Genomic DNA, 26,598 nt, shown 5'->3' with positions numbered 1-26,598 from the left:
AACCGCGCTGATGCGCAAAATAACCGCCCGGCTCTAACCTCAGCTGGAGGAAAGCTGGGGGTCACGTCATCCCAGTTCTGAGGGTCTTCGACGGCGACGGATTTCTAACTCAGATCCGGCATCCGGTTCGAAATTGCACGCTCGAAGCTACAGTGAGATTTGGGTTCATCGACGCGCCAGAAATGCAGCAGCCTGGCGGCCCGGAAGCTAAGGATTTCCTATGCTCGCTGATCAGCGATCAGTGGTTGGACCTCGTCATACTGACCAAGATGGATACAGGCCAGATTGTGGATCGCCATGGGCGCATCGTCGGTGTGCCGTACCTCAGAACAGAGCGTCCGGCGCAGGGCCATGAAAGTACATCTGCATTTTGGAGAATGCTGCGAGGCGCATTAGCCCCTTCTTTAGTCACGCGAAATATTGAGCTCGAGATGGTCCTGAATGGATGGGCCTGGGTGCTCGACCGGTATGGGCCTGACGACAGCTATTTTGATGCACTGGAAGATGCTCGCAGACATAGACGCGGCATTTGGTCGCGCGATAACAACGTCCATCCCTGGGAATACAAAAAGCAAAAATATAGCCAAAACCAACAGATTCAACGGCGTGAGCTACGGCTGAACACGTTCGAGCAATCGGGAGCTCACATAGCTTGCCCGCAAGGCCGTTGCGATGGGCATCTTGTGCAGAAGAGTGGGAAGTTTGGGGTCTTTCTGGGGTGCTCGAACTTACCTCGATGTCGATATTCTCGTTCGATCAAATGACGTCGGCAACTCAAAGAAAGTGGGGGGCGCTGCTTATCGATTAATTCCAATATGATACCTTGGTATTTATCTTTGCAGCGCTACTCTCGCACCCCGACAAGAACTTGAACACACTAAGCGCAAAAAAGGGAATCTGATGGCCGTTATTTCTGCAGCAGTGGCCGATTTGAGTTTCGGCCTAAAGTTCGCAGCTAGTCGATATCGCAGTTATGCATTTAGCGAAGACACGGCGGATAATTCTGGACTGTTTTTGGGGCTTGCCGAAGAACGCGAACTCGACGCGGCCAACCTCGATAGTGCGGCCGGGGAAGGCGGTCTCGAACTGGGGCAGTCAACCTTTGACGATCAGAACGCTGGACCGTTGCTCGGCATGGGTGTCAGAGACCCCAATTCCGCCATTTCCGCGGTTTATCGTGTACAGCGGGCCGAGAACACTCTTGAGCGTATGACAGCACAGCTCATCTCGCTCTCCTCCGACAGACTGTTGGGCGATGCACTTGGCCAAATTCGCTCTCATATCAATCAGCGGCGCGGAGGGTTGCGGGCGGCGCGACTGCGCGCGCAGAATTCGGAGCTGAGTGCGAAATCTGCTTCGGGCATGATCGAAGGCGTCGGCAGGAGTCCGGAAGAAGGGCACGAGGTCGAATTATGGTTCGGAACGAACCGCCAATGTAATGGCCGCGGCCAGTTTGTTGGCGAACGAGCGGACTCCACAAGCTATGGTCGGTGTCGCGTCTTTGTCCCACAAGATCGAGCGATTGGTTCACTCGGTCGTGGGCTCTTAGGCCGCATTATCAAGGGCGACAATCGCGTTAGGGTTCTCGGCGTAGACCGCCTCGGGGAGCGTCAGTTTTGGTCTTTGTTAGCCGATACGACGACCTCTCTGGATGAGATCGATCAGCACGGCCTGGTGTTCCTTCATGGGTACAACACCAAATTTGAAGACGCAGCGCGCAGGACTGCCCAACTCAAGGTCGACTTGGCTCACGGGGGGCCGGCGGCGTTCTTTTCTTGGCCATCCCTTGGCTATCCTGCCGGCTACACTGGAGACGAAGCCGCGATCGAGGGTAGCGAAACTGCGATTCGGAATTTTCTGGTCGATTTTGCAGAGCGATCCGGCGCTAGCCTGGTCCACATTATAGCGCATTCAATGGGGAATCGCGGCCTTCTGAGAGCAATGGATGCCATCGCCAGCGCCGCTGCATTGTCGACGCCAGTGCGTTTCGGCCAGATTTTTCTCGCGGCCCCGGATGTGGACTCGCAGCTCTTCCAAAATCTCGCCGGCGCCTATCGTGCGCTATCCACACGAGCCACGCTCTACGTGACAAAAAATGACAAGGCCATTGGCCTCTCGCGGCGATTGCACCGCTTCGCGCGCGTCGGACTGACACCTCCAGTGGTTGTCATGCCAGGCATTGACACGATCGATGCAAGTCGCGTGAATCTGGATCGAATTGGTCATAGCTATGTGTCGGAGATGCGGCCGGTGCTCGCTGATATCCATCGCCTTATAAAGGGCGACACGGCTCCCGAGCACCGCTTCGGCCTTCGCAAAGCACTCGGCGGCAAAGCAGGTTATTGGGAGTTCATCCCATAACAACTGCGGTCGGGCGCTTTGCAGCAAGTCGCTCACGCCCTCCGGAGCTGGCATAGATACAGCCCAAGTATCGGGCGTTAGGCCGCCGCCTTATCATTCCACAAGTCTACAAATTTTGATCGGCGGATGCAAATTACTCGTCGAATACGTCCTCAAGCCACTTTGGCTCGCTCACGAGATCATCAGATTTTGCCCACTTCCAATTTCCGCCATACTCCCGGTCCCGCAGACCGTTCGCGAAGGAGCCGATCGCCAAGATCGTTCCGGTTAGGACAAGTCTACAATCGCTGTCGCGCGATATGTCCTTGACTTGCAGAAGGCTAGCCGCAGCCTTTGTGCCCCGTAGCCATTCGGCCCACGCCGAACAAGTTGTGGCCTCCCAAAGATCAAACACATATGTGAAGCAAACGCCATTCGCTTTTCGAGTGCCCCGATAGCGCTGACCCGGTCCTCGTTTAGTTTTCGAGAGTGACGCGAATCGGTGTCGACCTTGGACTACAATGAAATCCCCTTGCGCAATTGCTGGCATCATAATGGATTTGTCCAGATAGTCCGAGACATTCACTATATGAGCATTTTTGATAAACGCATGGAGCAAGTTTTTGATAAACTGGTAGCGCGTCAAAATCTCTACCCCGTCGCTGCGAAAAGCTCTCGCTTTGGAAACGGGAATTGGAAGCCCAGTCTCGTCGATGATTCCATCTCGCAAAGCACGTTGGAATCCCGCAACTGTCGTTGGATCAATGCCGAGCTCAGCTATAAGCTCGAACAGTCGTGTCTCATTGATCATAGACCAGTGTGAGTATTCTCCGGCCATCCCCTCAATGATCGAGCGAGAGTCTCGGTTCCTGACCTCATCTTCCCAATTCTTCTTAAACGTGCGGAGCACAGACGCATCGAGGTTCTGATCGAGACCGCCTTTTGTGTGTGCTTTTGCGTGATGATCGAGGCAAAGCACGGCTAGGTTTGAGAGTTCGTGACTGTGGCTCCTCGACCACTCATCAATGTGATGAACAACGATTGGCTTGTAGTGCTCTCGGCAAACGCAGCAGACAAAGCGATTTTGAAACAGTAGCTTATTCAAAGTGTCGCGCGGGATTGGAGGTCTTTGTCCTTCTCGAATTGCCGAAATTTGGCTTGACGACAAGCCGGCGTTGCCGAGTTCTTTGTCGCCAGCTTGTTTAAGCTTGCTTAGGGTCCATCCATCGTCTTTCAGCTTCTCGGCTTGGTCGCTCGAAAAGCCGCGGGCCATGAGGGATGAGATCGTTGGATGAAGGCTTCGCGACACTGAAGACAAACCTCAAGCGATAGTGACTAGACTGCTGACTGGAAACCAGATCAGGGGCGTGAGCTTCTAAGCGCTATACATGAAGTGCCCTTGCATTGTTTAATCCATGCCGCTTAGCACAATCGCGTTCGTCATAATCGACGAAGCCGGTCAAGGCGCGACACCGAAGGCTTCGCGATAGAGCTCCCGAAGCTGCGGATTTTGAACTAAAGGTTCATCGGTCGCCCTGGCAACACCGGCGAAAACGTCTTCGCCTGCAAGCCAGCGGGCTTCAGTATCGGGGGCGGTCAAGGCGATTCTAAGTGCCTCGTTCCACTCTACGGCGTGCGGCACTAGGCCCGCGTGATGCAAGGCTCCTTCAAGGGCGAAGCCGTATCCTTGCCGCAACGCCATCCAGACGACCGGGGTAGGAATATCTTCGCCGCTAATGTGAAGATAGGAACGCTCGCAAACTCCCGCGTCTGCCGATACCGCTGTTCGGCAGTTTATCGGACGTGCATCATAAACACTGCAAAGATTGTTATCGAGCAGGGGACATGGAGTTACCACATCTCCGCGACCGTCGAACGATAATCCACCCGTCGTTGCTATCGCTACTTCCACCGAAGTAAGCGCATTCACCTGCCGCTTCTGTGATCGAATTGCGCTCGCAGTATAGAAAACCTCTGGTGGTGTCGCATCTACCCAAATATTGCAGCAATGCGAGCAGCCCTTGGTACAAGAGATCGGCGCGTCGGCAATGTGTTTTGCGCCGAGATTTACATTCTGATAGAGGTAATACATCAACGACGTGACAGATGATCGCGACAAGCATCCTCGCAATTTGTCGCGAATAACTCGCATGAGAGACACTATTTGATCGGCATCGAGTTTGCTGCTGTCTATGCCCTTGGCGATAGACTTTTCGTCTAGCTTGAGTTGCCGCCGATATTCCGCACGGTCCATAGGCCCCCCTGAATTTGTCGAATGCCTTGGTGATCGTGTCCCTGTTCATATGGGCAAAGAAGAAGAAAATGTCGAATCGTCCAGCCGCGATTGCCGAAACTATGTGGGCATTTATGTGGGGCGGCATGGCGATCGACCAAATTCTTCCATGTAAAACAGAGATATCTGGAAGGAAATGGCGGAGACGGAGGGATTCGAACCCTCGGTACCGGATTTACCAGTACGACGGTTTAGCAAACCGTTGGTTTCAGCCACTCACCCACGTCTCCGGATCGCAGCGGCGAAGGGGGCCTATAGCGACGCGCCCCGGGGCCGGCAAGGGGCGTCGCGTTGATCGATTCTTGCCGTTTGGCCCTCTCAGAGGCGGATCGTCTCGCCGCAAAATGGACTCGGGTCATCGCCGGTTCATTGCCGCGCGGACAGCATTGGACTCTGATGAATAACGGCTTCGACCGTCGGTGCGGGATCACGGACGGCGCGGCGAACGGACGGGGATGGACCATGAAGATCTTCGATTTTGCCCGCGCGCACTTGGTGGCCTGCGCGGTCGGCGCCATCGGGCTTGCCCTTTCGGGGCCGGCATCGGCCCAGGTCCAGTCCATCGACCCCAATGCGGGCCTTTCGTCCCCGGCCGCGCCGAGCAAGGCACCGGGCGCCGACTACGCCACACCCGTCGGTGCCGAGGCCGGCACGATTCCCGCCTTGCCGGCGGAAGACGGCGTACCCACGCAGCCGTCGCAACCGACTTCTCCCGTTCCAGTTGAAAAGGCGGCTACCGCCGCGGCGGCGGGCAAGGGCGAAACCTACAAGGAAGACGACCTGATGGGCGCGGCCGAAGGCGTCTTCGGCAAAGGCGCAGAAGGACTGGCGCGCATGATTCAGGACCTGCTCAAGAAGCAGGGCGAACCGAACGGATACATCGTGGGACGCGAGGCGGGCGGGGCGTTCATGGTCGGCCTGCGCTACGGCTCGGGCACGCTTTATCACAAGGTCGAAGGTCAGCGCCCGGTTTACTGGACCGGTCCGTCGATCGGCTTCGATGCGGGAGCGAACGCGGGCAACACCTTCGTCCTCGTCTACAATCTTTATAACAGCGAGGACCTTTACAAGCGGTTCCCCGCCGGTGAGGGGCAGGCCTATCTCGTTGGCGGCCTCACGGCGAGCTACATGCGCCAGGGCGATGTCGTGCTAATTCCGATCAGGATGGGCGTCGGGCTGCGGCTGGGCGTGAATGCCGGCTACATGAAGTTCACCAAGACGCAGAAGTGGCTCCCCTTCTAGGCTGACAGCCGCTGGCGACCGCGGCTCTGGTCCGGCGGCGCCAGCGCGCGCTGAGCCGCAAGCGATCAATCCGGTAACATTCCTTTATTGATATGTTGTAACATCTCTATAGAGGCGACGCCGTCCCCAACGGAGTCGTCATGCGAAGCCTGCTTGCCCCCCTGATCCTGCTTGCTCCCGTCGCTGCCAATGCCCAGCAGGTGCCCGTTGCCCCGGCCACTTCCGAAGAGGATGCCAGCGAAGGCGGAGACAATTCCGCAATCGTGGTCACCGCGCACAAGCTCGACGAAGCACGCGACTCGATCCAACCCGCGCTCGGGGCAAGCGAATTCAAGATTGGGCGCGAGCAACTGGATATCCAGCCCGGCGGTCCCGACCGGGGCCTTGCCCAGGTCCTGCTCCAGGCGCCTGGGGTTACGCAGGACAGTGACGGCGATGGCGAACTTCATGTCCGCAACGAACATGGCAACCTGCAGTACCGCCTGAACGGGGTAATCGTCCCTGAATCGATCTCGGGATTCGGGCAGGCGCTCGATACGCGGATTGCGGATTCGGTCGATCTCATCACCGGGACGCTGCCCGCGCAGTACGGCTATCGCACGAGCGGGGTCGTCTCGCTCAAGACCCGGACCGACGCCTTCGACTTCGACGGCGACGTCGGCATCTACGGGGGCAGCCACGGTCTGATCCAGCCCAGCGCGACCGTGCGCGATGCGTTCGGCGGGTTCAACGTGTTCGGGTCGCTGAGCTACCTCCAGAGCGACCAGGGGATCGAGAACCCGACGCCCGGCAAGCGCGCGGTTCACGATCGCACGCGGCAGCTCAAGGCCTTCGGCTATGTCTCCAAGATACTGTCCGACGAGGATCGGGTAGCCTTCTTCGGGGGCAGTGCGATCGGCAAATTCGAAATTCCCAACGTTCCTGGCCAGCAGCCCCAGTTCACGCTGAACGGCCGCAGCCAGTTCGATTCCTCGACGCTCGATCAAAACCAGCGTGAGGTCACGCATTATGGCGTGGCGTCCTTTCAGCACGCCGGAGAAGCGCTAAACTACCAGATCGCCCCCTTCGTCCGCTATTCGCTCACGCGATTCTCGCCGGATCCCCAAGGTGGCGACCTCATCCTCGAAGGGGGTGCCGACGCTTCGCGCCTGTCGAGCCTCGCTTATGGGCTTCAGGCCGACGCTAGCCTTATCGTTTCCGATGCGCACACAGTGCGCTTCGGGGCCTTCGCGCAACAGGAGCGTACGCGCAGTCGGGTATCTTCGCGGGTCTTCGCGGTCGATACGACGGGTGCGCAGTCGAGCGATGTCCCCCTGACGATCCTGAGCACGGGGGGCACGACGGGTGAACTTTACGGGGTCTACCTCCAGGACGAGTGGACCATCTCTCCCGCGCTGACCTTCAATTTCGGCGCGCGGTTCGATGCGGTGCGCGCTTATGTTCGCGAAAGCCAGATCAGTCCTCGCGCAAACCTGGTGTTCAAGCCCGGCCCGGGCACCACCTTCCACCTCGGCTATGCGCGCAACTTCACGCCGCCGCCGCAGGAACTGATCTCTGCAGCAGATGTCGCCCGCTTCAACGGCACGACGAGGCAGTATGCGATCCTCGCCGGCGATCCGGTTCACTCCGAGCGCGAGCACTATTTCGATGTCGGGATTCAGCAGGCAATCGGCCGCGTCAACTTCTCGCTGGATGCGTACTACAAGCGCAAGACCAACCTTTTGGACGAAGGCCAGTTCGGCTCGTCGCTGGTGGAGTCGCCGTTCAACTACGCGCGTGGCAAGGCCTGGGGTGTCGAGGCGAGCATCGATTACTCCCACGGCCCGCTATCGCTTTACGCCAATGTCGCTCGCGGCCAGCAGAAGGCCAAGCGCATTGCCTCGAGCGAGTATTTCTTCGATCCCGAAGAGATCGCGTACGTCGCAAACCATTACATCTACACCGATCATTCGCAGAAATGGACGGCGTCGGCCGGAGGCAGTCTCACTTTGCCCAACCGCTGGGGGCGCTTGGTTCTGAGCGGTGACGTGCTGTACGGCGACGGCCTGAGAAGTGAGGATTCGGCGGGGATCGTGCCCAACGGCGGCAAGCTGCCCAGCTATGTCACGGCCAATATCGGCATCGCGCAGACGTTTGCCTCGCCGGGTGGCGATCCGGACAAGGGTTTCACTGTCCGGCTTGATGTCGTGAACCTCGCCGACAAGGTTTATCTGCTGCGCGACGGGACAGGGATCGGTACCGGCGCTCCCAAGTACGGCGCGCGGCGCGGGGTCTTCGTGGGCTTGCGAAAGTCGTTCTGAGCGCATCCCGCCAGACCGCAATTGCACTTGCCCCGGGATGACGGTCTCGGCATGGAGCGCGCGCGCCGTGCGGCGCGTCTTGCCGAAAGGTCCTGCCATGCTCGAGAACCTCAGCCCCCAGCCTGCCGATGCATTGCTGGCGCTGATCAAGCTTTACGCCGCCGACCCGCGCAGCACGAAGATCGACCTCGGCGTCGGCGTCTATCGCACCGGTCAGGGCGCGACGCCAGTCTTCGGCGCAATCAAGGCAGCCGAGCAGAGGCTGATCAATACGCAGGATAGCAAGGCCTACCTCGGTCCCGAAGGCGACATGGCCTTTGTGAATGCCCTGATCCCCTATGTCTTCGGAGCAGCCGGGGACAAGTCGCGCATCCAGGGAATGCAGGCCCCAGGCGGCACCGGCGGCGTGCGGCTGGCGGTCGAACTTGCCAAGTCAGCCGGCGTTTCACGCGTCCTCATGGGCATTCCGAGCTGGCCGAACCACGCCCAGATATTTGCCAACGTCGGTATCGCGATGCAGGGCTTCAGCCACTGCGCTGCCGACGGCACGGCCGACATGGAGGCGCTGCGCAACGCGATCGAGGGAGCGGGACCGGGCGACGCGCTGTTGCTTCATGGCTGCTGTCATAACCCGACCGGAATCGATTACACCGTGGAGCAGTGGAGCGAGATCGCGAGCCTTGTCTCCTCCAAGGGCATATTGCCGATCCTCGATCTTGCCTATCAGGGACTGGGTCAGGGGATGGAGGAAGATGCCGCGGGGTTGCGCACGGTTCTTGCCGCAGTACCCGAGGCGCTGGTCGCCTATAGCTGCGACAAGAATTTCGGCATGTATAGGGATCGCGTGGGCGCATTTTACGTCCAGTCGGCTGACGCCGGGCAGCTCGAGGCGATCTTCTCGAACGCCAACGCCTTGGCTCGTGCGAGTTGGTCGATGCCGCCCGATCACGGCGCCGCAGCGGTGCGGATCGTGCTGGAGGACGAAGCGCTTACGCGCGAGTGGCTGGACGAGCTCGACACGATGCGCGCCCGCATGCGCCAGGTCCGCGATCGGCTTGCCGCTGCTGGCACTGTTGGCGGGATCGACCTGACGCCGCTCGCTCATCAGAACGGTCTTTTCTCCGTTCTGCCGCTCAAGTCGGCGCAAATCGTAGCGCTGCGCGAGCGGCACGGTGTCTACATGGCGGGGTCGGGGCGCATCAACATCGCCGGCTTGACTGCCGACAACATCGAGACGTTCATCGCAGCTTTGGGCGACGTCGACGAGGGCTGAAGGAGGAGCGCGATGGATCGCCAGCCGACGCTCGACGGGCCGACGCTGCACCTGCGGCCGCTGGAAGAAGCCGACTGGGCGGCGCTTTATGCGGTTGCCAGCGACCCTCTGATCTGGGCGGTCCATCCCGCGCATGATCGCTGGCGCGAGCCGGTCTTTCGCGAATTCTTTGAAGGCGCCATCTCCGGCGGCGGCGCGCTGGCGGTCATCGACCGGGCAAGCGGGCGAATAGTCGGTTCGTCGCGCTTCCAGGGTTATGAACCTGCGAACGGCGGATCGGTCGAGATTGGCTGGACGTTTCTGTCACGCGCTTGCTGGGGCGGTGACACGAACCGGGAATTGAAGCGGCTCATGCTCGGACACGCGCTTAATAGCGTTGAGCGAGTGCTGTTCCGCGTCGGCGAGCAGAACCTTCGCTCGCGTGGGGCGATGGAGAAGATCGGCGGCCGGCTTACGGATCGTCGTGACGACGTCGTGATGAACGGGACGGTCGTGCCCCATGTCATCTATGAGATTTCCCGCGAGGATTTCCGGAAAGGACCGTTGGCCCGCGCCTAGACAGCGCGCAGGCTTTCCATCCGCTTGAGGTAACGGGCAAGAACGTCGATCTCGAGGTTTACCGTATCGCCGGCCTTCAAGGCGCCAAGTGTTGTGACTTCGGCCGTGTGCGGAATGATGTTCAGCCCGAAATTACAGGATCCGTCGGCCTGATCCGAGACTTCGTTGACTGTCAGCGAAACGCCATCGACTGTAACTGAGCCCTTTTCCGCCAGAAACGGGGCAATTTCCGCCGGCGCGGCGATCGATAGCCGGATCGACCCGCCTTCTCCCGTCGCGGATGCGACACGGCCGACGGCGTCGACATGACCGGTCACGATGTGTCCGCCCAACTCGTCCCCCAAGCGCAGCGCCTGTTCGAGATTCAGGCGGCGCCCGCGGGTCCACTGATCCTGCGCGGTGCGCGACACGGTTTCTCCCGAAACGTCGACCGCGAACCATGCGTCGCCGGCCTCCCCGCCGCGATCCACGACGGTCAGGCATACTCCCGAACAGGCGATCGATGCGCCGATCGCCATCGCTTCGGGCGCAAAGGGACAGGAGATCACAAGGCGCATGTCGCCCCGGTTCTCAACCGCGCTGACGGTCCCGATGGCGGTAATGATTCCCGTGAACATCGCGCTTCCTTCTAATCGCTCGGTGCCGGGTGGGCCGGAGCGCGCGACCGCACATAGGCTTCGAGAATATCGCTGCCAAGCTGCCGCCGGTCCGCAAGTCGCCAGCGGCCATGGGCCTCGGCAAGGTCGCCAATCCCTATCGATCCGATGGCCCGCCGACCGTCGCCGATCACGATCGGCGCACGGTAAATCAGCAGGCGATCGACGAGATCGGCGGCAAGGAACGCCGCGGCTGTTTGCGCTCCCCCTTCGACCATCAGGTACTGCACGTCCTGGATGGCCGAGATTTCGGTCGGATCGGCCAATCTGCCCCAGCCGGAAGGCGCGCTGCCCCGGGTCAGGACCCAGCGCGCCGGACTGCGATGCTCAAGACCTGGCAGCCGTACGTCGAGCCGCGGATCGTCTGCGCGCAGCGTACCCCCGCCGACGAGAATTGCGTCATTGCGTGCCCGTTCGAGATGGGTGTGCGCCCGTGCGGACGGACCCGTTATCCAGCGGCTCGAACCATCCTCAAGCGCGATGCAGCCATCGAGCGAGGTCGCCAGCTTGAGCGTGACGAAGGGTCGCCCGGCTCGCCGCCGGGCAAGGTAGCCTGCAAGACTGGCGCGGGCAGGGGGCGATGGCACGAGCCGGGCGTCAATCCCGTTCTCGCCCAGCAGTGCCAATCCCTTCCCGCTGGTGCGTGGATCCGGGTCCTCGACACCGGCGATGACTGCAGCAAGGCCGGACGCAATCGCGAGGCTAGCGCAACTGGGACCGCGCGTGCTTTGATGCGCGCAAGGCTCGAGCGTTACGTACATGGTCGCGCCATGCGCAGCTTCGCCGGCCATCGCCAGCGCCTGCGCCTCGGCATGAGGACGGCCACCGTGCTGGGTCCACCCGCGGCCGACGACGCGATGGTCGCGCACCACGATCGCGCCGACCCCGGGATTGGGAGAGCTCAGCGGGCGGGCCCGTTCGGCCAGGGCGGCAGCCCGCGCCAGCCAGCGGGCGTCGTCGCCGCCCGCGGCACCAATCCTCAACGGCGATTCTCTGGCACTGACGAAGAAGTCGTTCCGGCCTTCCTTGCCTCCTTGGCAGCGGCCTCGGCCGCCTCGTCCGCGCGCGCCTTCTTCTCGATCGCGTCCACGTCCATCCCCGACATCCTGCCAAGCGTCTTATACATTTGGCGGACGTCCTCGGCGCGGCGCTTTTCCTCGGCCTCACGTTCTCGCGCCAGCCGCGTGGCGGCGATGTTGCCGGCGATGATCTCGGCATCGGTGCGGCCTGCGGCAAAGCTCTCGATGTAAGTGATCTTGGGCGGATGCGGCGGACCTTTGGCGCCTTCGCGCCACATCACCGAGAATACGGCCACGGTCGTCAGCGCCGCGGTAAGCACGAAGAGCCAGCGGTGGGGACGAGGTTGCGCCAGTTCGTGCCAAAGATCGCTCGCGGCGCCGCGCGGCGAGACGTTACGCCAGAATGCCATGGCGACCCAGATAGGGCCATGGGCGCGCTTTCGCCAGTGCAGTCAGTCGTATTCGACGGTGATGGGAATCCGGCCGCGAAAATTGCCGCCCGTCGGCCCATCGACCCGCAGTCGTCCGCCGAAGGAGAACTCGAGCGTCCCGGTGGCATCGAGCACCGGCATCGCGGCCAGGTCGGTGGTGAGGTCGCTTAGCTCCGCGACCTCTCCCTGCGGCGTGCGCATCGTGACCGAGGTGGGCAGGATGATCCTGACCGATCGGAGTGGAGCGCCGGTTATCCGTCCCCGCCCGGAAAGCGCAAAACCGCCAAGGTCGATCAGGCCGTGGTCCACGCGGCGTGCGCCCGACTGCGCGTCGATCGCAGCCGTTCCTTCGCCGCGCCCGGTCAGCGCGAGGCGACTGAATTCGATCCCGGTCGTGATTTCGAGCGACAGCGGCCGCTCGTCGGTATCGGACCCGGGCTTCGTCGCAGCCAGGCACAGCTTGCATGCAGCCGCCTCTTCGCCCGCGGCAGGCACGGCGAAGACGGCCAGCGCGGCGCAGGCCACATGCAGCAAGGGCAAAAGTCGGCGCATCGTCCCGACTAGTGCCAGAATACGGTTAATCGCCCGTTACGGGTTTTTGCTTAGCCCCGCCGCCCGCCGCGCCTATCCGCGCCGGCGCTTCATCCGAACGGCGCGTAGAGCGAGCGTCCCTGCGTCTTCAGCCACCGGTTCGCGACGGTGAGGTCGTCATCGTAGATCCGGTCGAGAAGACGGTAGAAAGCTGGGCTGTGATCGAAATGGACAAGATGCGCGATCTCGTGCGCTGCGACCGAGCGCCGAACCATGTCGGGCGCCATTATCAGCCGCCAGTTGAGCCGGATCGTTCCATCGCTGGCGCAGCTTCCCCAACGCCGCGCTGCCCGCGACAGGCGGAGCGAGGGGACGGCAACCTCGGCGCGCGCGGCGAATTCGCCGAGATCCGTGGCTCCCAGATCCAGCGCCTGCCGCTCGAGCCAGCGTTGGATACGCGCGGCGACTGCCTCGGTCGGCCCGCCGATAACGATCTCTCCATCGTCGAGGCGGGGCTGGCGCGGCGCGTCGGCATAGTGGCGAACGACAACTTCGTCGCCGCGGAACGGCAGCGTCGTGCCACAACCAACGCTGCTTCTGGGCGCGATGGTGACGAGTTGTCCGGCAAGCCAGTCCGCCCGGTCGCGGGCGAAGGCCTCGGCGTCGGCGACCCGGCCCCAGGGCGGCAAGGTGACCCGCGCCTCGCTGCCATCCGGTGCAAGTCGCAAGGTCATTCTCCGCGCCGTCTTCAGGCGCCGGATCGCGAGCGGAAGTTCGCGGCCGTCGACGGCCAGAGTGCGTCGCGGAGGTGCCTTTCGGGGTTCGCCCGAAGCGGAGGAAAGCCAGTCGCGCAGGCTCATTTCGTCACGCCATCCTCGTCAGGCCAGAAATCGTCCTCGACGATATGCTCTTCGATGGGGCCCGCAAGCACTTCGCTAATCGCCTTGCCGATAACCGAGACCCCGGCTTTATGCACGGCGTCGCGATCGCCGCATTCTAGATAGTGCCACGAGTGAAGCGGCTTTCCTTCTGCCCGCAAGCGATACGCGCAGGTCGACGGCAGCCAGGGCACTTCGCGGGCGAGGCGGTGAGTAAGACGCAGGCAATCGGGAACAAGCGCTCGACGGTTGCGATAATCCCCGCACCGGGCCGTGCCAAGTTCGAGCAGGCGGCAAGCGACATTGGTGCCGATGACCTCGCCGGTGTCCTCGTCCTCGATCTTGTGGAGGCAACAGCGGCCGCAGCCGTCGCACAGCGCTTCCCATTGCGTTCGGGTCAGGGCCTCGATCGGCTTGTCCCAGAACCGCGGCTCGCGCAGCTCGTCCACTCAGCGCGTCCCGCTCAATGCGTCCACCGGGCAATCTCGGCGGCAACCGCCTGGGGCGACTGGTCGATAGGCAGTATCGCAAGCGGCTTGCCGTCGCGATCCATCAAGAAAGCGGTGCGGCTGTGGTCCATCAGGTAACCCCCGCCGGGCGTGGTTTCGCCCTTGGCATAATATGCGGCGAACTTCTTTGCCGCGGCCGCGACGGCTTCGGGCGAACCTGTCAGCCCAAGCAGGCGGGGCGAAAAGGCGGCGGCGAACTGGCCGACGACAGCGGGCGTATCGCGCTCGGGATCGATTGAGATGAAGATCGGCTGGACCTGGGCGGCGACCTTCGGCTCCGCCTTCTCGAACAAGGTGAAGCCCTGCATCAGTTTCTGGACATCGAGCGGGCAGGCGTCGGGGCAGAAGCTGTAGCCGAAATAGACAATGCGGTACTTGCCCGCGAAGTCGCTGTAGCGAACGGTCTTGCCATTCTTGTCGACCAGCGCGAATTCCCCGCCGATCGTGCTGCCTTCCAGCGGGGGACGCTGCGCGGCAGCGACGGCGGTCGATTGCTGCCGGTCGCAGCCGGCGAAAAGGGGCAGGCCAGCGACAGCCAGCAGCAGCGCAGCGCCGCGCGCAGCCTTGCTGCAAAAAGGGTGGTCGCTCGCCATGGCGCGGCGGTTCATGCTCTGCTAACGCGCGGGGCGCAAGGGACGATTCAGGCGCGCGGACCCCGCCCGCCCGGCCACGCAATAAGCAGGAGAAGTTCGTGATCGGTCACAGGCTTTCGAGGGCTGCCGCAGGGCTGGCGCTTGCCGGTGCGCTGATCGTGGGAACGGCCGCGCAGGCCCAGTTTTCCGGCTCCTACAAATTCCTCGAAGCGGTCCGCAAGGCCGATGGCGCGGAAGTGACCGAGGCGTTGAGCGAACCCGGCTCCACCGTCGTGAACACGCGCGATCTCAGCACCGGGGATACTGCGCTTCACATCGTCACCGCGCGGCGCGACCTGGTGTGGATCAAGTTCCTTCTCCAGCACGGCGCCAACGTGAATGCCCGCAACAACAAGGGCGAAACCCCTCTCCAGGCCGCCAGCAACATCGGCTTCGTCGATGGAGTGGAACTTCTTCTTTCGCTCGGCGCGAGGGTCGACGAGGCCAACAGCACCGGCGAAACACCCCTGATTTCGGCGGTCCACCGGAAGGATGCGGCGATGGCGCGCGTGCTGCTGAAGGCCGGAGCCGACTACAAGCGGTCGGACAATTCCGGTCGGACCGCGCTCGATTACGCTCAGCTCGACGGGCGGTCCAATCCGGTCCTTGGTGAGATCGAGACAGCCATGCGCGCGCCGGTTAAAAAGGCCGCGCCGGTCTACGGGCCCAAGCTCTGACCGCCGCGGCGCAAGCTGCGCCCGCGGGCGACCTCACGCTGGCAGAACTGCGCGTCCGCCTGGCTCCCAGCATTGCCGATGCCGCGATCTTCGACGGGTGGACGGACGCGGCGATGGTCGCGGCGGCGCAGGACGCCGGGGTCGATCCGCAAGTGGCGCTGCTGGCGTTTCGCCGATCGCCACAAGGGGGCGGCGCGATGGGGATGATCACTGCGTGGGTCGAGGCGATCGATGCCGCGATGGCGGTCGAACTTCCCGCCGAGGCGCTGAAGGGTCTGCCGATACGCGAGCGCATTCGCAGGCTTGTCCAGTTCCGGCTCGATGCGCTGGTCGGCCGCGAGGAAGCCCTACGGCGCGCGCTTGCGATCATGGCGATGCCGCAGAATGCCCGCGCCAGCCTCAAACTCGGCTGGAACAGCGCCGACGCGATGTGGCATCTCGCCGGGGACACGGCGACGGATTACAACCACTACACCAAGCGGATGACGCTCGGCGCCGTCTATGCGTCTACCCTGGCCGTCTTCGCCCAGGACGAAAGCGAAGGCCATGCCGAGACGAGGTCGTTCCTCGATCGGCGGATCGAAAACGTGATGCAGTTCGAAAAGGCCAAGGGTCGGTTGCTACGTTCTCGCGCCGACAGTTTCAGTCCGGTCCGCCTGCTTGGCCGGCTCCGCTATCCCGCGCGGTGAGCCTAATGAGAATTAGTTGCAATTAGCGTCTGCATCTGGCAGCGGATGATCGTGCAACTCGATGAACTCCCCATCGGCGTGAAGGCGCGAATCGCTTCGGTCGACTGGGCCATGCTCGTCCCCGAGGAAGGCCAACGCCTGCGCGCTCTGGGGCTAGACGCTGGCGCTGAAGTCACGCTTGCCTACCGCGGGATCCTTGCGGGCCGCGACCCACTTGCGGTTGAGGTCGGGCGAATGACCGTGGCGATGCGCCGGGGCCACGCACGCGCGATGCAGGTCGAACCGCTTCAGCCCGTTTCCGCCTGAGCGATCGGGAAGCGATGACAAAGGCGATCCGGACCGCAGCATTGGTCGGCAACCCCAACGCCGGGAAAAGCGCGCTTTTCAACGCGCTGACGGGCGCCCGACAAAAGATCGCCAACTATCCCGGCGTCACGGTCGAACGAAAGGCGGGGCGCATGTTGCTCCCGTCCGGCGAGCCGGTGGAACTAGTCGACCTTCCCGGAAGCTACGGTCTCGATCCGACCAGCCCCGACGAAGCGGTTACCCGCCGGGTCATCCTGGGCGAGATGGAAGGAGAAGCGCGGCCCGACGTCCTGATCGTCGTGCTCGATGCCTCCAACCTCGAACAGCACCTCGTCTTTGCTCAGGAAGTGATAGAGCTCGGTCGCCCGGTCGTCGTTTCGCTCAACATGGTGGACCTTGCCGAACGCGACGGCTTGGTCCTCGATCCGGGCGCACTGGCTGAGGCGCTCGGCGTGCCGGTGATCCCGACCGTCGCCGTTCGCCGCCGGGGCCTTGTCGAACTTGCCGCGGCTGTGGGTGAGGCCGAGCTTCACGCAGAGGACCGTCCGCACCCGCAGCCGCATCTGGGCCAACCGGAACGGCGCCTGCGCGCCCATGCCATCACCGCTGGCGCGATCCTGAGCGAGACCCGCCGCCATCGCCTTCATTCGCGGCTGGACCGGGTGCTGCTCAATCCGTGGGCCGGCCCGATCATCCTGCTCGGGCTCCTGTTCGTGGTCTTCCAGGCGGTCTTCGCCGGCGCGACCCCGTTTGCCGATGCGCTCGAGGCTGGGGTCGCGCTGCTGTCAGACGGCGTGCGTGCGGAAATGCCGCCCAGCCTGGTCCGAGACCTTCTGACCGAGGGCATTCTCTCGGGCGTGGGCTCGGTAGTGGTCTTCCTCCCCCAGATCCTCATCCTGTTTTTCTTCATCCTCGTGATGGAAGCGACCGGCTACATGGCGCGGGCGGCGTTTCTCATGGATCGCCTGATGGCTGGGGTCGGCCTGTCCGGGCGCAGCTTCATTCCGCTGCTATCCTCATTCGCTTGCGCCATTCCAGGAATCATGGCCACGCGCAGCATCGCCGATCCCAAGGACCGGCTCACGACGATCCTTATCGCGCCGCTGATGACCTGCTCGGCGAGGCTGCCAGTCTACGCGGTCATCATCGCAGCGTTCATTCCCAATCGGAACGTCGGTGGGGGCGTGGGGCTACAGGGGCTCGTTCTGTTCGGGCTTTACGTGACGGGCATTGCGGGAGCGATGATCGCGGCGCTGGCGCTGCGCCGGTCCGTCACGAAGGGCGCGGCGAGCGGCTTCATCATGGAACTGCCGAAGTATCAGCTTCCCACCGTGAAGGACCTCGCGCTTGGCCTGTGGCAGCGGGCATGGATTTTCCTGCGTCGCGCCGGGACGATCATCTTCACCGTCACCGTCGTGCTGTGGCTCCTGCTCAACTTCCCTCGGGCAACGGATGGCCAGAACCAGGTCGATGCCTCGATCGCGGGCCAACTCGCGAATGGACTGGCCGTCGTGGTGGAGCCGATCGGGTTCAACCGCGATATCGCCCTGGCGCTGATTCCCGCCATGGCAGCGCGCGAGGTAGCGGTATCCTCGCTCGCGACGACTTATGCCGTCAGCGCCAGTGACGACGAGCAGTCGGCCCGTGCCCTGGGCGATCAGCTCAAGGCCCGGTGGACCCTGCCTACCGCGCTCGCGTTTCTTGCCTGGTTCGTGTTCGCCCCGCAGTGCCTGTCGACCATCGCGGTGGCGCGACGCGAAACGAATGGGTGGAAATGGCCGGGCTTCATGTTGCTCTACCTGTTCGCGCTGGCCTACATCGCTGCGGGAATCACTTACTGGAGCGCGGTAGCGCTAGGGTTGTAGGAACAGGAAAGCATGGCAGGCAGCGTCAACAAGGTCATCCTCATCGGCAATTTGGGCGCCGATCCGGAAGTGAAAAGCTTTCAGAACGGCGGCAAGGTCTGCAACCTGCGCGTCGCAACGTCCGAGACGTGGAAGGACCGCAACACGGGCGAACGCCAGGAGCGGACCGAGTGGCATACCGTGGCGATCTTCGGCGAAGGGCTCGCCGGCGTGGCCGAGCGCTTTCTCAAGAAGGGCAGCAAGGTCTACCTCGAAGGCCAGCTTCGCACCCGCAAATGGCAGGACGCCCAGGGCCAGGATCGCTACTCGACCGAAGTGGTGTTGCAGGGCCCCGGCGCGGTCATGACCATGCTCGACGGCCCGTCCGGATCAGGCGGCGGCGGTGGCGGTGGTGGCGGCAGTTGGGCCCGGGGCGGAAGCTCAGGCGGTGGCGGCCAGTCTCGCGGCGGCTGGGGTGAGGGCGGCAAGACCGGGGGCGGGTCCTCTGGCGGCTCGTCGGGCGGCGGCTACGCCGACGACCTCGACGACGATATCCCGTTTTGAGGACCGGTCAGACTCCGAAAGTGACCCGGCCTTCGTCGTCGATCGCCCAAGCCGGGTTCCACGCAATTTCCCACACGTGTCCATCCGGGTCCGCGACGTAGCCACGGAACCCGCCGTGTGATGGCGCATCGGCCGCGCGGACAAGCGTGCCGCCCGCCGCGACGAGGCGATTGATCAGCGGGGCGACGTCGCCGCGCTCAGGCACATTATGCGCGATGGTAATGGCGGCGGGTTGGCTCTGTATTCCGTTTGCGCGCTGGAGATCGTCAAGAAGCGCGGGCCGGTCCCATATGCCCAACATCAGCCCGTTCATCTGGAAGAAGACGATCTCGGGCGCCTCGAACACAGGATGCCAGCCGAATCCTTCGCAATAGAAGCGACGGGACCGCCCCGCATCATCGGTGCCTAGCGTAACGACCGCGATCTGCTGTTTCGCCACGCGGGTCAGTCGGGCTTGGGCTTAAGTAGCGCCGAAAGGCCGGCAAAAGCCCCGCCGGCGCCTTCGCTAAGGATACCGGCTTCGCGCCGCGCGGCGTCGGCCTGCGGGCCCTCAAGGAACGGATCGATCGCCAATCCCAGGCTTTGGGCGATGGCTTCGCCAAGGTCGAAGCTATGGCCGTCGTATTCGATCTCGTCGCAGTCGTCGGCGTCGAGCTCGATTTCGTCGGCCGCAGCCCCCTGCGGACCGGGGTGAACGAAGCGGAACGCGATCTCGTGATCGATGGTGACGGGCAGATCCTCGCCCGAAACGGCGCAGGATTGCACGATCCTGGCGATCATGCGTCCCTTTGCATCGACGCGCTCGCCTTGGCGATCCAGTGCTACGGTTGCATCCAGCGAGTTCACGGAAACCAGGTCGAAGCGCGCGGCGAGGGCTTCGCGCTCCTGCGGTTCGGCGCTCAGTTCGAGCGGCTTGCCCGACAGATGCCGAACGTCGACGAGCCGCGAGAACTCCGGCGGGGGCAGCGCGCCGCTCATCGGGCCAGTTGCGGCAGGCGGCCGCGGCGCAATTCCTCGACGGGTTGTTCGGCCAGCCGTTGAGCCGCGGTCTTCAACTGGCGTGCAAGCGCGCCGGCCAATTCTGGCTTTTCCAGGGTCACGTTGCGCTCGACAGCCTCGCGCAATGGCGCTTCCTCCGGATTGGGCAGGGCGTCGCGCAGGCTGCCCAGCCGGCCGCCCAGCGTCGCCATGAGCTTGCCCACGTGCTTTCCAACCATCAGGTCGCCCACGCCGGACTGGCGAAGCTGAGCGTCCATGTCCTCGACGAACATCTCGGTCAGCCGCACCGATTCGGCCGCGCTGTCGGGCTCGTCCTCCAGCCGGAGAAGGACCAGCGCGAGTACGATCGTCACCATGTCGAACCGTCCTGGGACGGTGTCGGCAACGCCCAGGTCGCTGTACCAGTGCGGGTCACGCGCGGCGACCACTGCGGCGTGCCACAGCGGACGCGTCGCGGCGTGAGGGTCGGATCCGAACCCGAACAGTCGGTCGAGAAGTGTCATCTTGCTCCTGATGCCGGGGCATCCATTCAGCGGGAATTAAACCGCGCGCGGTCAAGCCATCGCTTGGCCTTGTCCAATCGGAGCCAACCCCCTAAGGATCGGCGCCGATCGATATAGGGCGGCGCGAAGCGCGAGCCAAGCACCCCGTCCGCCCCGGAAAATTGCCGTGATGCCCAAAATGCTTCTGCCACATTCGGAGACCTCGATGCGCCTTTCGGGCAAGACTTTCCGCCGCATCCACGCGGCTGCCGCGATCGGGGCCACCGCGATGCTCTTGACCGGGTGCGCCAGCATCAAGGATCATCGCGGCTATCTTGCCGATCCGGCGCTGGTTCTTTCGATCCAGCCGGGCGTCGACAACCGGCAGTCGGTGGAAAAAACTCTGGGACGGCCGACCTTCACCAGCCAATTCGGGCAGCCCGCCTGGTACTACATCGCCACCGACACGGCGCAGGCCCCGTTCGGAAGCCCTCGCGCGACCGACCAGACGGTTCTCAAGGTCACTTTCGACGGTGCCGGGAACGTCGCAACGGTCGATCGCACGGGCAAGGACAAGATCGTCTATCTTTCGCCCAATTCCGACAAGACACCGACGCTGGGCCGCAATCGCGGGTTCTTCGAGGATCTGTTCGGAAACATCGGCGCAGTCGGCGCGGCGGGACCTGGCGGAGGCCAGCCGGGCACCTGATCGCCGCGCGTCTTGCACGCGCCATGGGGCAATCCCATATCGCGGGGCATGGACGGATCGAGGGCCAGCCACGGCCTGATTGAGTGGCACGGAACAACGATCGTCGGCATTCGCCGCGGCGCGCGCACGGTAATTGCGGGCGACGGACAGGTGTCGATGGGCAACACGGTCATGAAGCCCAACGCCAAGAAAGTGCGCCGGCTTTATGACGGCAGCGTGATCGGCGGCTTTGCCGGCGCGACGGCCGATGCCTTCACCTTGTTCGAACGGCTCGAGAAGAAGCTGGAAGCGCATCGCGGGCAGCTGATGCGCGCCGCAGTCGAGCTCGCCAAGGACTGGCGGACCGACAAATATCTCCGCAACCTCGAAGCCCTGATGATCGTGGCCGACAAGGACACGATGCTGGTCCTGACTGGAAACGGCGACGTGCTGGAACCAGAAGGCGGCATCGCGGCAATCGGATCGGGCGGCAATTATGCATTGGCCGCGGCTCGTGCGCTCGTCGATTACGAGCAGGATCCCGAACTTATTGCGCGCAAGGCTATGAAGGTCGCTGCCGACGTGTGCGTATTCACCAACGACCAGGTAACGCTGGAAAGCGTCGAGGCCTGAGGACCCCATGAACGACAACCTGACTCCCAAGGCGATTGTCGCCGCGCTCGACGAGCATATCGTCGGACAGAACGACGCCAAGCGTGCCGTCGCTGTCGCCCTTCGCAATCGCTGGCGGCGCCAGCGGCTCAGCCCCGAGCTGCGCGATGAGGTGACGCCCAAGAATATTCTGATGATCGGCCCCACCGGCTGCGGCAAGACCGAGATCAGCCGCCGGCTCGCGCGGTTGGCCGATGCTCCGTTCGTGAAGGTCGAGGCGACGAAGTTCACAGAGGTCGGCTATGTCGGCCGCGACGTGGAGCAGATCGCGCGCGATCTGGTCGAGGAGGCGATCAGGCTGGAGAAGGACCGTCGCCGCGAGGCGGTTCGCGAGGCCGCTTCCGCGGCTGCGATGGACCGGCTGCTCAAGGCCCTGGTCGGTGACGGGGCGAGCGAGGCGACGCGCGAAAGCTTTCGCCAGCGGATCACTGAAAACGCGATGAACGACGTCGAAGTCGAGATCGAGGTCGAAGACGCACCCTCGATGCCGATGGACATACCCGGCATGGGCGGCGGCATGGGCATGATCAACCTTGGCGACATGATGGCCAAGGCGATGGGCAAGTCCAACACCAAGCGCCGGAAGATGCGCGTGGCAGATGCCTGGGACAAGCTGGTCGAGGAAGAGTCCGAGCGCCGGATGGACCAGGACGACGTTGCCCGCGTCGCGCTCGCCAATGCCGAAACTAACGGGATCGTCTTCCTCGACGAGATCGACAAGATCGCCGTCAGCGATGTTCGAGGTGGCTCGGTGAGCCGCGAGGGCGTTCAGCGCGACCTCCTGCCGCTGATCGAGGGGACTACTGTCGCGACCAAGTACGGTCCGATGAAGACCGACCACGTGCTGTTCATCGCCAGCGGCGCCTTTCACGTCGCCAAGCCGTCCGACATGCTGCCCGAACTTCAGGGGCGCCTCCCGATCCGTGTCGAGCTTCAGGCCCTGACGGTCAACGATTTCGTGCGGATCCTGTCAGAGACGCGCGCCAACCTGGTAGAGCAGTACCGCGCGCTGATCGCGACCGAGGACGTCACTCTCGCGATCAGCGACGGGGCAATCCGCGAGATCGCGGGAATCGCCGCGCAAGTGAACGAAAGCCTCGAGAACGTCGGGGCGCGGCGGCTTCAGACCGTGATGGAAAAGCTTCTCGAGGAGGTCAGCTTCGAGGCCGAGGACCGCAAGGGAACAACGGTGACGGTTGACGAGCACTACGTCCGTGAGAAGCTGGCTGGCCTTGCCCGGGATTCCGACCTGTCGAAGTATATTCTCTAGCGGCGCGCGCTCAGCTGTCGGAAGCGGTTTCCACGGTTCCGCTTTCGGCGGCCTGGCGCGCCCACATCTCGGCATAGAGACGGTCCAGCTTGAGCAGCTGAAGATGGCTCCCTGACTCGACCAGCTTGCCCTGGTCCATCACTAGAATCCGGTCCGAATCGACAATGGTCGACAGACGATGCGCGATGCTGAGCGTCGTGCGATCGCGCGCGACGCTGCGCAGGGTGCGAAGGATGTCCTGCTCCGTCCTGCTGTCGAGAGCGCTGGTCGCTTCGTCGAAGAGCAGGATCGGCGGGTTCTTCACCAGAGTGCGGGCAATGGCCACGCGCTGCTTTTCGCCACCCGACAGCTTGAGTCCGCGTTCGCCCACCTCGGTATCGAAGCCCTGCGGCAGGCGGTTGATGAAGTCGGCAATCGCGGCGTCGCGCGCGGCCGCCTCGACATCCAGCATGGTCGCGCCATCGCGGCCGTAGGCGATGTTGTAGCCGATTGATTCGTTGAACAGCACGGAGTCCTGCGGAACGATCCCGATTGCGGCGCGCAGGCTCTTCTGGGTCACACCCTTGATATCCTGCCCGTCGATCAGGATCTGGCCGCCTTGCGGATCGTAGAAGCGGAACAGAAGCCGCGCGATGGTCGACTTGCCCGCACCCGACGGGCCCACGATGGCGACGCGGCTGCCGGCCTCGACCTCGAACGACAAGCCATGCAGGATTTCGCGGTCAGGTTCGTATCCGAACCACACATTGTCGAACACGATGCTGGGGCGCCGGATAATTAGCGCCGGTGCCGAGGGCGCGTCGGCCACTTCGACCGGCTGGTCCATCAGCGCGAACATCGCGGCCATGTCGATCAGTCCCTGACGGATGGTCCGATAGACCATGCCCAGCATGTCGAGCGGCCTGAATAACTGGGTGAGGTAGGTGTTCACGAACACCAGGTCGCCGACCGTCAGGCGGCCCTGCGACCAGCCCCAGACAGAATACCCCATCGCGCCTGCCATCAGCAGGTTCACGATGGCGGCCTGCGCGATGTTCAACAGCCCCAGCGAGTTTTCCGAAGCGACGGCGGCGCGTGCATAGGCGCCTGTCGCCTCGGCATAGCGTTGCTGCTCGCGGTCCTCGGCGCCGAAGTACTTCACCGTCTCGTAATTGAGCAGCGAATCTACAGCCCGGGACAGGGCCTGTCCGTCGAGCCGGTTCATCCGTTCGCGAAGATGCGTTCGCCATTCGGTGATTGCGCGGGTCACCGCGATGTATGCGGCGACCGCGGCCATCGTCGCGGCGACGAGGCCGATCCCGAAATGGGTGTAGAAGATGATCGTGACCGCGATGAGCTCGATCACAGTCGGGGCGATGTTGAACAGCAGGAAGTAAAGCATCGTGTCGATGCTCTTGGTGCCGCGCTCGATGACCTTGGTTACCTCGCCGGTGCGGCGAGCGAGATGGAAACGCAGCGACAGGCGGTGCAACCGGGCAAAGACATCCTCGGCCAAGGCGCGCGTCGCATCTTGCCCAACCCGTTCGAACACGATGTTGCGGGTGTTGTCGAAGACCACCGAGGCGAAGCGGCCCGCCGCGTAGGCGAAAACGAACGCCAGGACGACATGCAGCGCCTGGGTGGCGGCGCTGCCTGTGCCCGATGCACCCATTCGGTCGACCGCGCCCTTGTAGGCAAAGGGGAGGGATAGTGTGGTTGCCTTGGCCGCAAGCACCAGCAGCATCGCGCCGACGATCCGCCAGCGAAGCCCGCTGTTTGCCCGGGGCCACAGGTAGGGAAGGAAGCGCTTGATCGTGGCCCAGCCGTCGTGGCGGTCGCGAAGTTCGGCGGGGGTGGCGCTGTCAGGTGGCATGGCCGCCCCAGATAGGGCCTGAAGGGGGGATCGCCAGCGCTAATTCCGCGATGAGATGCGGCAGGGCATGCGGACCGCCCGCCTGCCGCGACCGATCAGCCCGGCTGCCGCGCGGGAAGATCGAACATCACTTTCCTCGTATCGAAATCGATCGCGACCCTGCTGAAGGCGCGCAACTCGTTCATTCCCATCAGCAACGCCGGCTGCTTGTCGAGATCGAGCGACTTGAACGGCGGGGCATCAGCAAAGGCCAGCCATGTATTGGCCATGTGCAGATCGCCGATCTCGACCTCCCGCGCCATCAGCAGATCCGCCGGGATGCTTTGCCCGGTCACCGAACTGAGCGACGTCCGCTCAGGCTGGCGGCGCTTGGCCAGCGCGCGCTGCAAGGCACGATTGCCGATCGAAAACTGCGCGCCAGTGTCGATGACGACGGCGGTCTTTATCCCATCCACCAGGGCATTGGTCATGATGAGTTGTCCCGACCGGCGCCGCGCCCTGACAATAATCTCGTAGCCCCGGTCACCGCCCAGCGAACGAGCGTCGTTGACCTCCATCGTTCCCTTGCCGAAATCGAGAAGAACGCGCTGGTCCTGCAGTCCGTCGATCCCGATGATCCCGTCGGCGCCAATATCGTAGCGTTCCAGCACAGGGGCGGTCAGTCCATAAAAGCTGCGTCTTCCAAGGACCACTTCGTCGATCTCGACAAGGTCGACCCCGATCGATCCGGCAATTCCTACCAGTGTCGCGCGACCCGCGGGAACGAGATTGAGGCGATCGGCCACCGAGCGAGACACGACCGTGCGTTCAGCGCCGGTGTCGATCAGGAACCTCAAGGGTCCGCTTTCGCCAATACGGACTGCGACGGTGTAACGCGAATGCCCGTCGGCATCGACGGTGACGACGTCTCCCTGGCCGGAGGGCGCGTTCGCCTCCTGCGCTGCGGTTTGCGGAATGGTCGCTGCGACAGCCAGGATGGCAGGAATGGAAGTCAGCATCAGCGGAGGCATTTTGTTCTCTCCCTGTGCCCATCTTACGCCTTGCGCGGCCCATGCTCTAGCGCAAATTGGGCTCCGGAAGTTTGCCTCGAAAAGGCAAGAAGCGCCGACCTTTCAAGAGTTGCACCGCGGTGGCGGCGATCTCGGTCCACGCCGGATGTCGGGTGGCGCGCAGCGTCACGAGCCAAAGCGCGATGCCAATGGCGCCGCCGCTCGCCATCTGTGCGAAGCCGGCAGCACTGGGGCCGTCCCAGACGAGATATAGCACGAGCGCTGGGAGAACCGCGGCAACTGTCGCGACCAGACTTCGCGCATGGATGCCGATCAGTTCCGAGTTCCGATAACCCAGCATCCGGCGCATCATCCCCCCATAGATCGCGATCCATGCGATCCCGTGGACAAGCCGCGAGGCCGCGACCCAGACGAGTCCAAACGGAGCGGCAAGGGCGAGAAGCGCGAGGCTTGCTCCTGTATCGATCACGCTGCGGCGAACAAGTTCGCGCTTGCGCCCAAATAGCAGGGGGAGGTCGCCGGCAAGAGGCAAGGCGACGTAGCAGCATTGTGCGAGCGCGACCCAAAGGAGCAGGGGAGCCGCGGCAACCCAGCGGTCTCCATAGAGGAAGCGGATCAGCGGTTCGGCCAGCACCGCGATTCCCGCCATCGCCGGCCATGTCACGCCGGTATAGGCCGCAACGACACGCAGGTACGGCGGACCGAGCGGCTTGCCCTCGTCGCGCACCTGCCGGAACGCGGGATAGAACACGCCGGTAACCGCGCCGGCGACAAGCAGGCGCAATTGCAGCGCCAGGCCAGCGGCACGCGCGAACAGACCGACCGCAACCTCGCTCAGCAATCGGCCGATCATCAGCTCCGGCGCGCGCGCGATGATCGAGTT

At 63.3% G+C, this 26,598-nt stretch carries 29 protein-coding genes and 1 tRNA gene (1 of these 30 running past the window's edge); 14 read left to right on the top strand and 16 right to left on the bottom strand.

Annotated elements, in window-relative coordinates:
- The first annotated feature begins 152 nt into the window (after nt 1-152).
- Together ACFO0A_RS07930 and ACFO0A_RS07925 are read left to right on the top strand one after the other, a co-directional pair.
- Entirely contained in the window at nt 153-764 is a 612-nt protein-coding gene (locus ACFO0A_RS07930) for a topoisomerase DNA-binding C4 zinc finger domain-containing protein (RefSeq protein WP_379538460.1), read from the top strand.
- A gap of 136 nt (nt 765-900) precedes the next feature.
- Nucleotides 901-2,361 (top strand): alpha/beta hydrolase, encoded by a 1,461-nt coding sequence (locus tag ACFO0A_RS07925; RefSeq protein ID WP_379538459.1) that lies wholly within the window; start codon nt 901-903, stop codon nt 2,359-2,361.
- A 133-nt stretch (nt 2,362-2,494) separates the two neighbouring features.
- Here the strand turns inward: ACFO0A_RS07925 and ACFO0A_RS07920 are convergent, their stop codons facing one another.
- The 3 genes from ACFO0A_RS07920 to ACFO0A_RS07910 form a co-directional block, all read right to left on the bottom strand.
- The gene (locus ACFO0A_RS07920; protein WP_379538458.1) at nt 2,495-3,613 is read right to left on the bottom strand and encodes an HNH endonuclease signature motif containing protein; all 1,119 of its coding nucleotides are present in this window, start codon (nt 3,611-3,613) and stop codon (nt 2,495-2,497) included.
- Nucleotides 3,614-3,799: 186 nt separating this feature from the next.
- Nucleotides 3,800-4,594 (bottom strand): YkgJ family cysteine cluster protein, encoded by a 795-nt coding sequence (locus ACFO0A_RS07915; RefSeq protein ID WP_379538457.1) that lies wholly within the window; start codon nt 4,592-4,594, stop codon nt 3,800-3,802.
- Nucleotides 4,595-4,770: 176 nt separating this feature from the next.
- Nucleotides 4,771-4,863, bottom strand: a tRNA-Ser gene (locus ACFO0A_RS07910).
- A 232-nt stretch (nt 4,864-5,095) separates the two neighbouring features.
- Between ACFO0A_RS07910 and ACFO0A_RS07905 the strand changes: the two genes are divergently transcribed.
- The 4 genes from ACFO0A_RS07905 (at nt 5,096) to ACFO0A_RS07890 (ending at nt 10,006) form a co-directional block, all read left to right on the top strand.
- Nucleotides 5,096-5,875, top strand: coding sequence for a DUF1134 domain-containing protein (locus ACFO0A_RS07905; protein WP_379538456.1), 780 nt, complete (start codon nt 5,096-5,098; stop codon nt 5,873-5,875).
- A 140-nt stretch (nt 5,876-6,015) separates the two neighbouring features.
- A complete protein-coding gene (locus tag ACFO0A_RS07900) occupies nt 6,016-8,175 on the top strand; it encodes a TonB-dependent receptor (protein ID WP_379538455.1) in 2,160 nt (719 codons plus the stop codon).
- A 97-nt stretch (nt 8,176-8,272) separates the two neighbouring features.
- Nucleotides 8,273-9,448 carry an amino acid aminotransferase gene (locus ACFO0A_RS07895; RefSeq protein WP_379538477.1) on the top strand — a complete coding sequence of 392 codons (1,176 nt, stop codon included), beginning with the start codon at nt 8,273-8,275 and terminating at the stop codon, nt 9,446-9,448.
- Nucleotides 9,449-9,460: 12 nt separating this feature from the next.
- Entirely contained in the window at nt 9,461-10,006 is a 546-nt protein-coding gene (locus ACFO0A_RS07890; RefSeq protein WP_379538454.1) for a GNAT family N-acetyltransferase, read from the top strand.
- Here ACFO0A_RS07890 and ACFO0A_RS07885 read toward each other — a convergent pair.
- The 7 genes from ACFO0A_RS07885 to ACFO0A_RS07855 all read right to left on the bottom strand — a co-directional run bounded on the left by ACFO0A_RS07885 (nt 10,003) and on the right by ACFO0A_RS07855 (nt 14,638).
- Nucleotides 10,003-10,623 carry a riboflavin synthase gene (locus tag ACFO0A_RS07885; RefSeq protein WP_379538453.1) on the bottom strand — a complete coding sequence of 207 codons (621 nt, stop codon included), beginning with the start codon at nt 10,621-10,623 and terminating at the stop codon, nt 10,003-10,005. The genes ACFO0A_RS07890 and ACFO0A_RS07885 overlap by 4 nt on opposite strands.
- Nucleotides 10,624-10,634: 11 nt before the next feature.
- Complete coding sequence (ribD, locus tag ACFO0A_RS07880; RefSeq protein ID WP_379538476.1) at nt 10,635-11,639, bottom strand: bifunctional diaminohydroxyphosphoribosylaminopyrimidine deaminase/5-amino-6-(5-phosphoribosylamino)uracil reductase RibD; 1,005 nt, start codon at nt 11,637-11,639, stop codon at nt 10,635-10,637.
- 2 nt (nt 11,640-11,641) lie between these two features.
- Nucleotides 11,642-12,091: a hypothetical protein gene (locus ACFO0A_RS07875; RefSeq protein ID WP_379538452.1), complete on the bottom strand. Its 450-nt coding sequence runs from the start codon at nt 12,089-12,091 to the stop codon at nt 11,642-11,644.
- Nucleotides 12,092-12,133: 42 nt separating this feature from the next.
- Complete coding sequence (locus ACFO0A_RS07870; RefSeq protein WP_379538451.1) at nt 12,134-12,664, bottom strand: DUF4402 domain-containing protein; 531 nt, start codon at nt 12,662-12,664, stop codon at nt 12,134-12,136.
- Nucleotides 12,665-12,753: 89 nt separating this feature from the next.
- Nucleotides 12,754-13,377: a M48 family metallopeptidase gene (locus ACFO0A_RS07865; protein WP_379538450.1), complete on the bottom strand. Its 624-nt coding sequence runs from the start codon at nt 13,375-13,377 to the stop codon at nt 12,754-12,756.
- A 122-nt stretch (nt 13,378-13,499) separates the two neighbouring features.
- Nucleotides 13,500-13,970 (bottom strand): YcgN family cysteine cluster protein, encoded by a 471-nt coding sequence (locus tag ACFO0A_RS07860; protein ID WP_379538449.1) that lies wholly within the window; start codon nt 13,968-13,970, stop codon nt 13,500-13,502.
- 14 nt (nt 13,971-13,984) lie between these two features.
- Nucleotides 13,985-14,638 (bottom strand): SCO family protein, encoded by a 654-nt coding sequence (locus tag ACFO0A_RS07855; protein ID WP_379538448.1) that lies wholly within the window; start codon nt 14,636-14,638, stop codon nt 13,985-13,987.
- Nucleotides 14,639-14,721: 83 nt separating this feature from the next.
- Here ACFO0A_RS07855 and ACFO0A_RS07850 point away from each other — a divergent pair, with 83 nt between their 5' ends.
- From ACFO0A_RS07850 to ssb, 5 genes are read left to right on the top strand one after another with little or no spacing between them, the layout of a single operon-like run.
- Nucleotides 14,722-15,339: an ankyrin repeat domain-containing protein gene (locus tag ACFO0A_RS07850; RefSeq protein ID WP_379538447.1), complete on the top strand. Its 618-nt coding sequence runs from the start codon at nt 14,722-14,724 to the stop codon at nt 15,337-15,339.
- Entirely contained in the window at nt 15,336-16,028 is a 693-nt protein-coding gene (locus tag ACFO0A_RS07845; protein ID WP_379538475.1) for a COQ9 family protein, read from the top strand. The genes ACFO0A_RS07850 and ACFO0A_RS07845 overlap by 4 nt, the downstream gene beginning before the upstream one ends.
- 51 nt (nt 16,029-16,079) lie before the next feature.
- Nucleotides 16,080-16,334 carry a FeoA family protein gene (locus tag ACFO0A_RS07840; protein ID WP_379538446.1) on the top strand — a complete coding sequence of 85 codons (255 nt, stop codon included), beginning with the start codon at nt 16,080-16,082 and terminating at the stop codon, nt 16,332-16,334.
- Nucleotides 16,335-16,348: 14 nt separating this feature from the next.
- Nucleotides 16,349-18,199 (top strand): ferrous iron transporter B, encoded by a 1,851-nt coding sequence (gene feoB, locus ACFO0A_RS07835; protein WP_379538445.1) that lies wholly within the window; start codon nt 16,349-16,351, stop codon nt 18,197-18,199.
- A 12-nt stretch (nt 18,200-18,211) separates the two neighbouring features.
- Entirely contained in the window at nt 18,212-18,742 is a 531-nt protein-coding gene (ssb, locus tag ACFO0A_RS07830; RefSeq protein WP_379538444.1) for a single-stranded DNA-binding protein, read from the top strand.
- A gap of 7 nt (nt 18,743-18,749) precedes the next feature.
- On the opposite strand, the gene ACFO0A_RS07825 is transcribed toward ssb, so the two are convergent.
- From ACFO0A_RS07825 to ACFO0A_RS07815, 3 genes are read right to left on the bottom strand one after another with little or no spacing between them, the layout of a single operon-like run.
- Nucleotides 18,750-19,181, bottom strand: a complete 432-nt coding sequence (locus ACFO0A_RS07825; protein ID WP_379538443.1) for a VOC family protein — start codon at nt 19,179-19,181, stop codon at nt 18,750-18,752.
- 5 nt (nt 19,182-19,186) lie between these two features.
- A complete protein-coding gene (locus ACFO0A_RS07820; protein WP_379538442.1) occupies nt 19,187-19,720 on the bottom strand; it encodes a YceD family protein in 534 nt (177 codons plus the stop codon).
- The gene (locus ACFO0A_RS07815; protein ID WP_379538441.1) at nt 19,717-20,244 is read right to left on the bottom strand and encodes a ubiquinol-cytochrome C chaperone family protein; all 528 of its coding nucleotides are present in this window, start codon (nt 20,242-20,244) and stop codon (nt 19,717-19,719) included. The genes ACFO0A_RS07820 and ACFO0A_RS07815 overlap by 4 nt, the downstream gene beginning before the upstream one ends.
- Before the next feature lie 178 nt (nt 20,245-20,422).
- Here ACFO0A_RS07815 and ACFO0A_RS07810 point away from each other — a divergent pair, with 178 nt between their 5' ends.
- From ACFO0A_RS07810 to hslU, 3 genes are read left to right on the top strand one after another with little or no spacing between them, the layout of a single operon-like run.
- On the top strand, nt 20,423-20,932 hold the full coding sequence (locus ACFO0A_RS07810; RefSeq protein ID WP_379538474.1) for an outer membrane protein assembly factor BamE: 510 nt from the start codon (nt 20,423-20,425) through the stop codon (nt 20,930-20,932).
- A gap of 48 nt (nt 20,933-20,980) precedes the next feature.
- Nucleotides 20,981-21,544 (top strand): ATP-dependent protease subunit HslV, encoded by a 564-nt coding sequence (hslV, locus tag ACFO0A_RS07805; protein WP_379538440.1) that lies wholly within the window; start codon nt 20,981-20,983, stop codon nt 21,542-21,544.
- Nucleotides 21,545-21,551: 7 nt separating this feature from the next.
- Nucleotides 21,552-22,853 (top strand): ATP-dependent protease ATPase subunit HslU, encoded by a 1,302-nt coding sequence (gene hslU, locus ACFO0A_RS07800; protein ID WP_379538439.1) that lies wholly within the window; start codon nt 21,552-21,554, stop codon nt 22,851-22,853.
- A gap of 10 nt (nt 22,854-22,863) precedes the next feature.
- On the opposite strand, the gene ACFO0A_RS07795 is transcribed toward hslU, so the two are convergent.
- The 3 genes from ACFO0A_RS07795 to ACFO0A_RS07785 form a co-directional block, all read right to left on the bottom strand.
- Nucleotides 22,864-24,705 (bottom strand): ABCB family ABC transporter ATP-binding protein/permease, encoded by a 1,842-nt coding sequence (locus ACFO0A_RS07795; protein ID WP_379538438.1) that lies wholly within the window; start codon nt 24,703-24,705, stop codon nt 22,864-22,866.
- A gap of 95 nt (nt 24,706-24,800) precedes the next feature.
- Nucleotides 24,801-25,715 (bottom strand): aspartyl protease family protein, encoded by a 915-nt coding sequence (locus ACFO0A_RS07790; protein WP_379538437.1) that lies wholly within the window; start codon nt 25,713-25,715, stop codon nt 24,801-24,803.
- 46 nt (nt 25,716-25,761) lie between these two features.
- A protein-coding gene (locus tag ACFO0A_RS07785; protein WP_379538436.1) for an oligosaccharide flippase family protein crosses the window boundary here: on the bottom strand, nt 25,762-26,598 show its 3' portion. It continues 651 nt past the right edge of the window; the window shows 837 of its 1,488 coding nt (coding positions 652-1,488); its start codon lies beyond the right edge, outside the window; it ends in the stop codon at nt 25,762-25,764.

Source organism: Novosphingobium tardum (genome assembly GCF_042652045.1).
GTDB classification, from domain to species: Bacteria; Pseudomonadota; Alphaproteobacteria; order Sphingomonadales; family Sphingomonadaceae; genus Novosphingobium; species Novosphingobium tardum.
The sequence above is the reverse complement of the archived record's forward strand: the minus strand, read 5'-3'. Positions and strand labels throughout refer to the sequence as shown.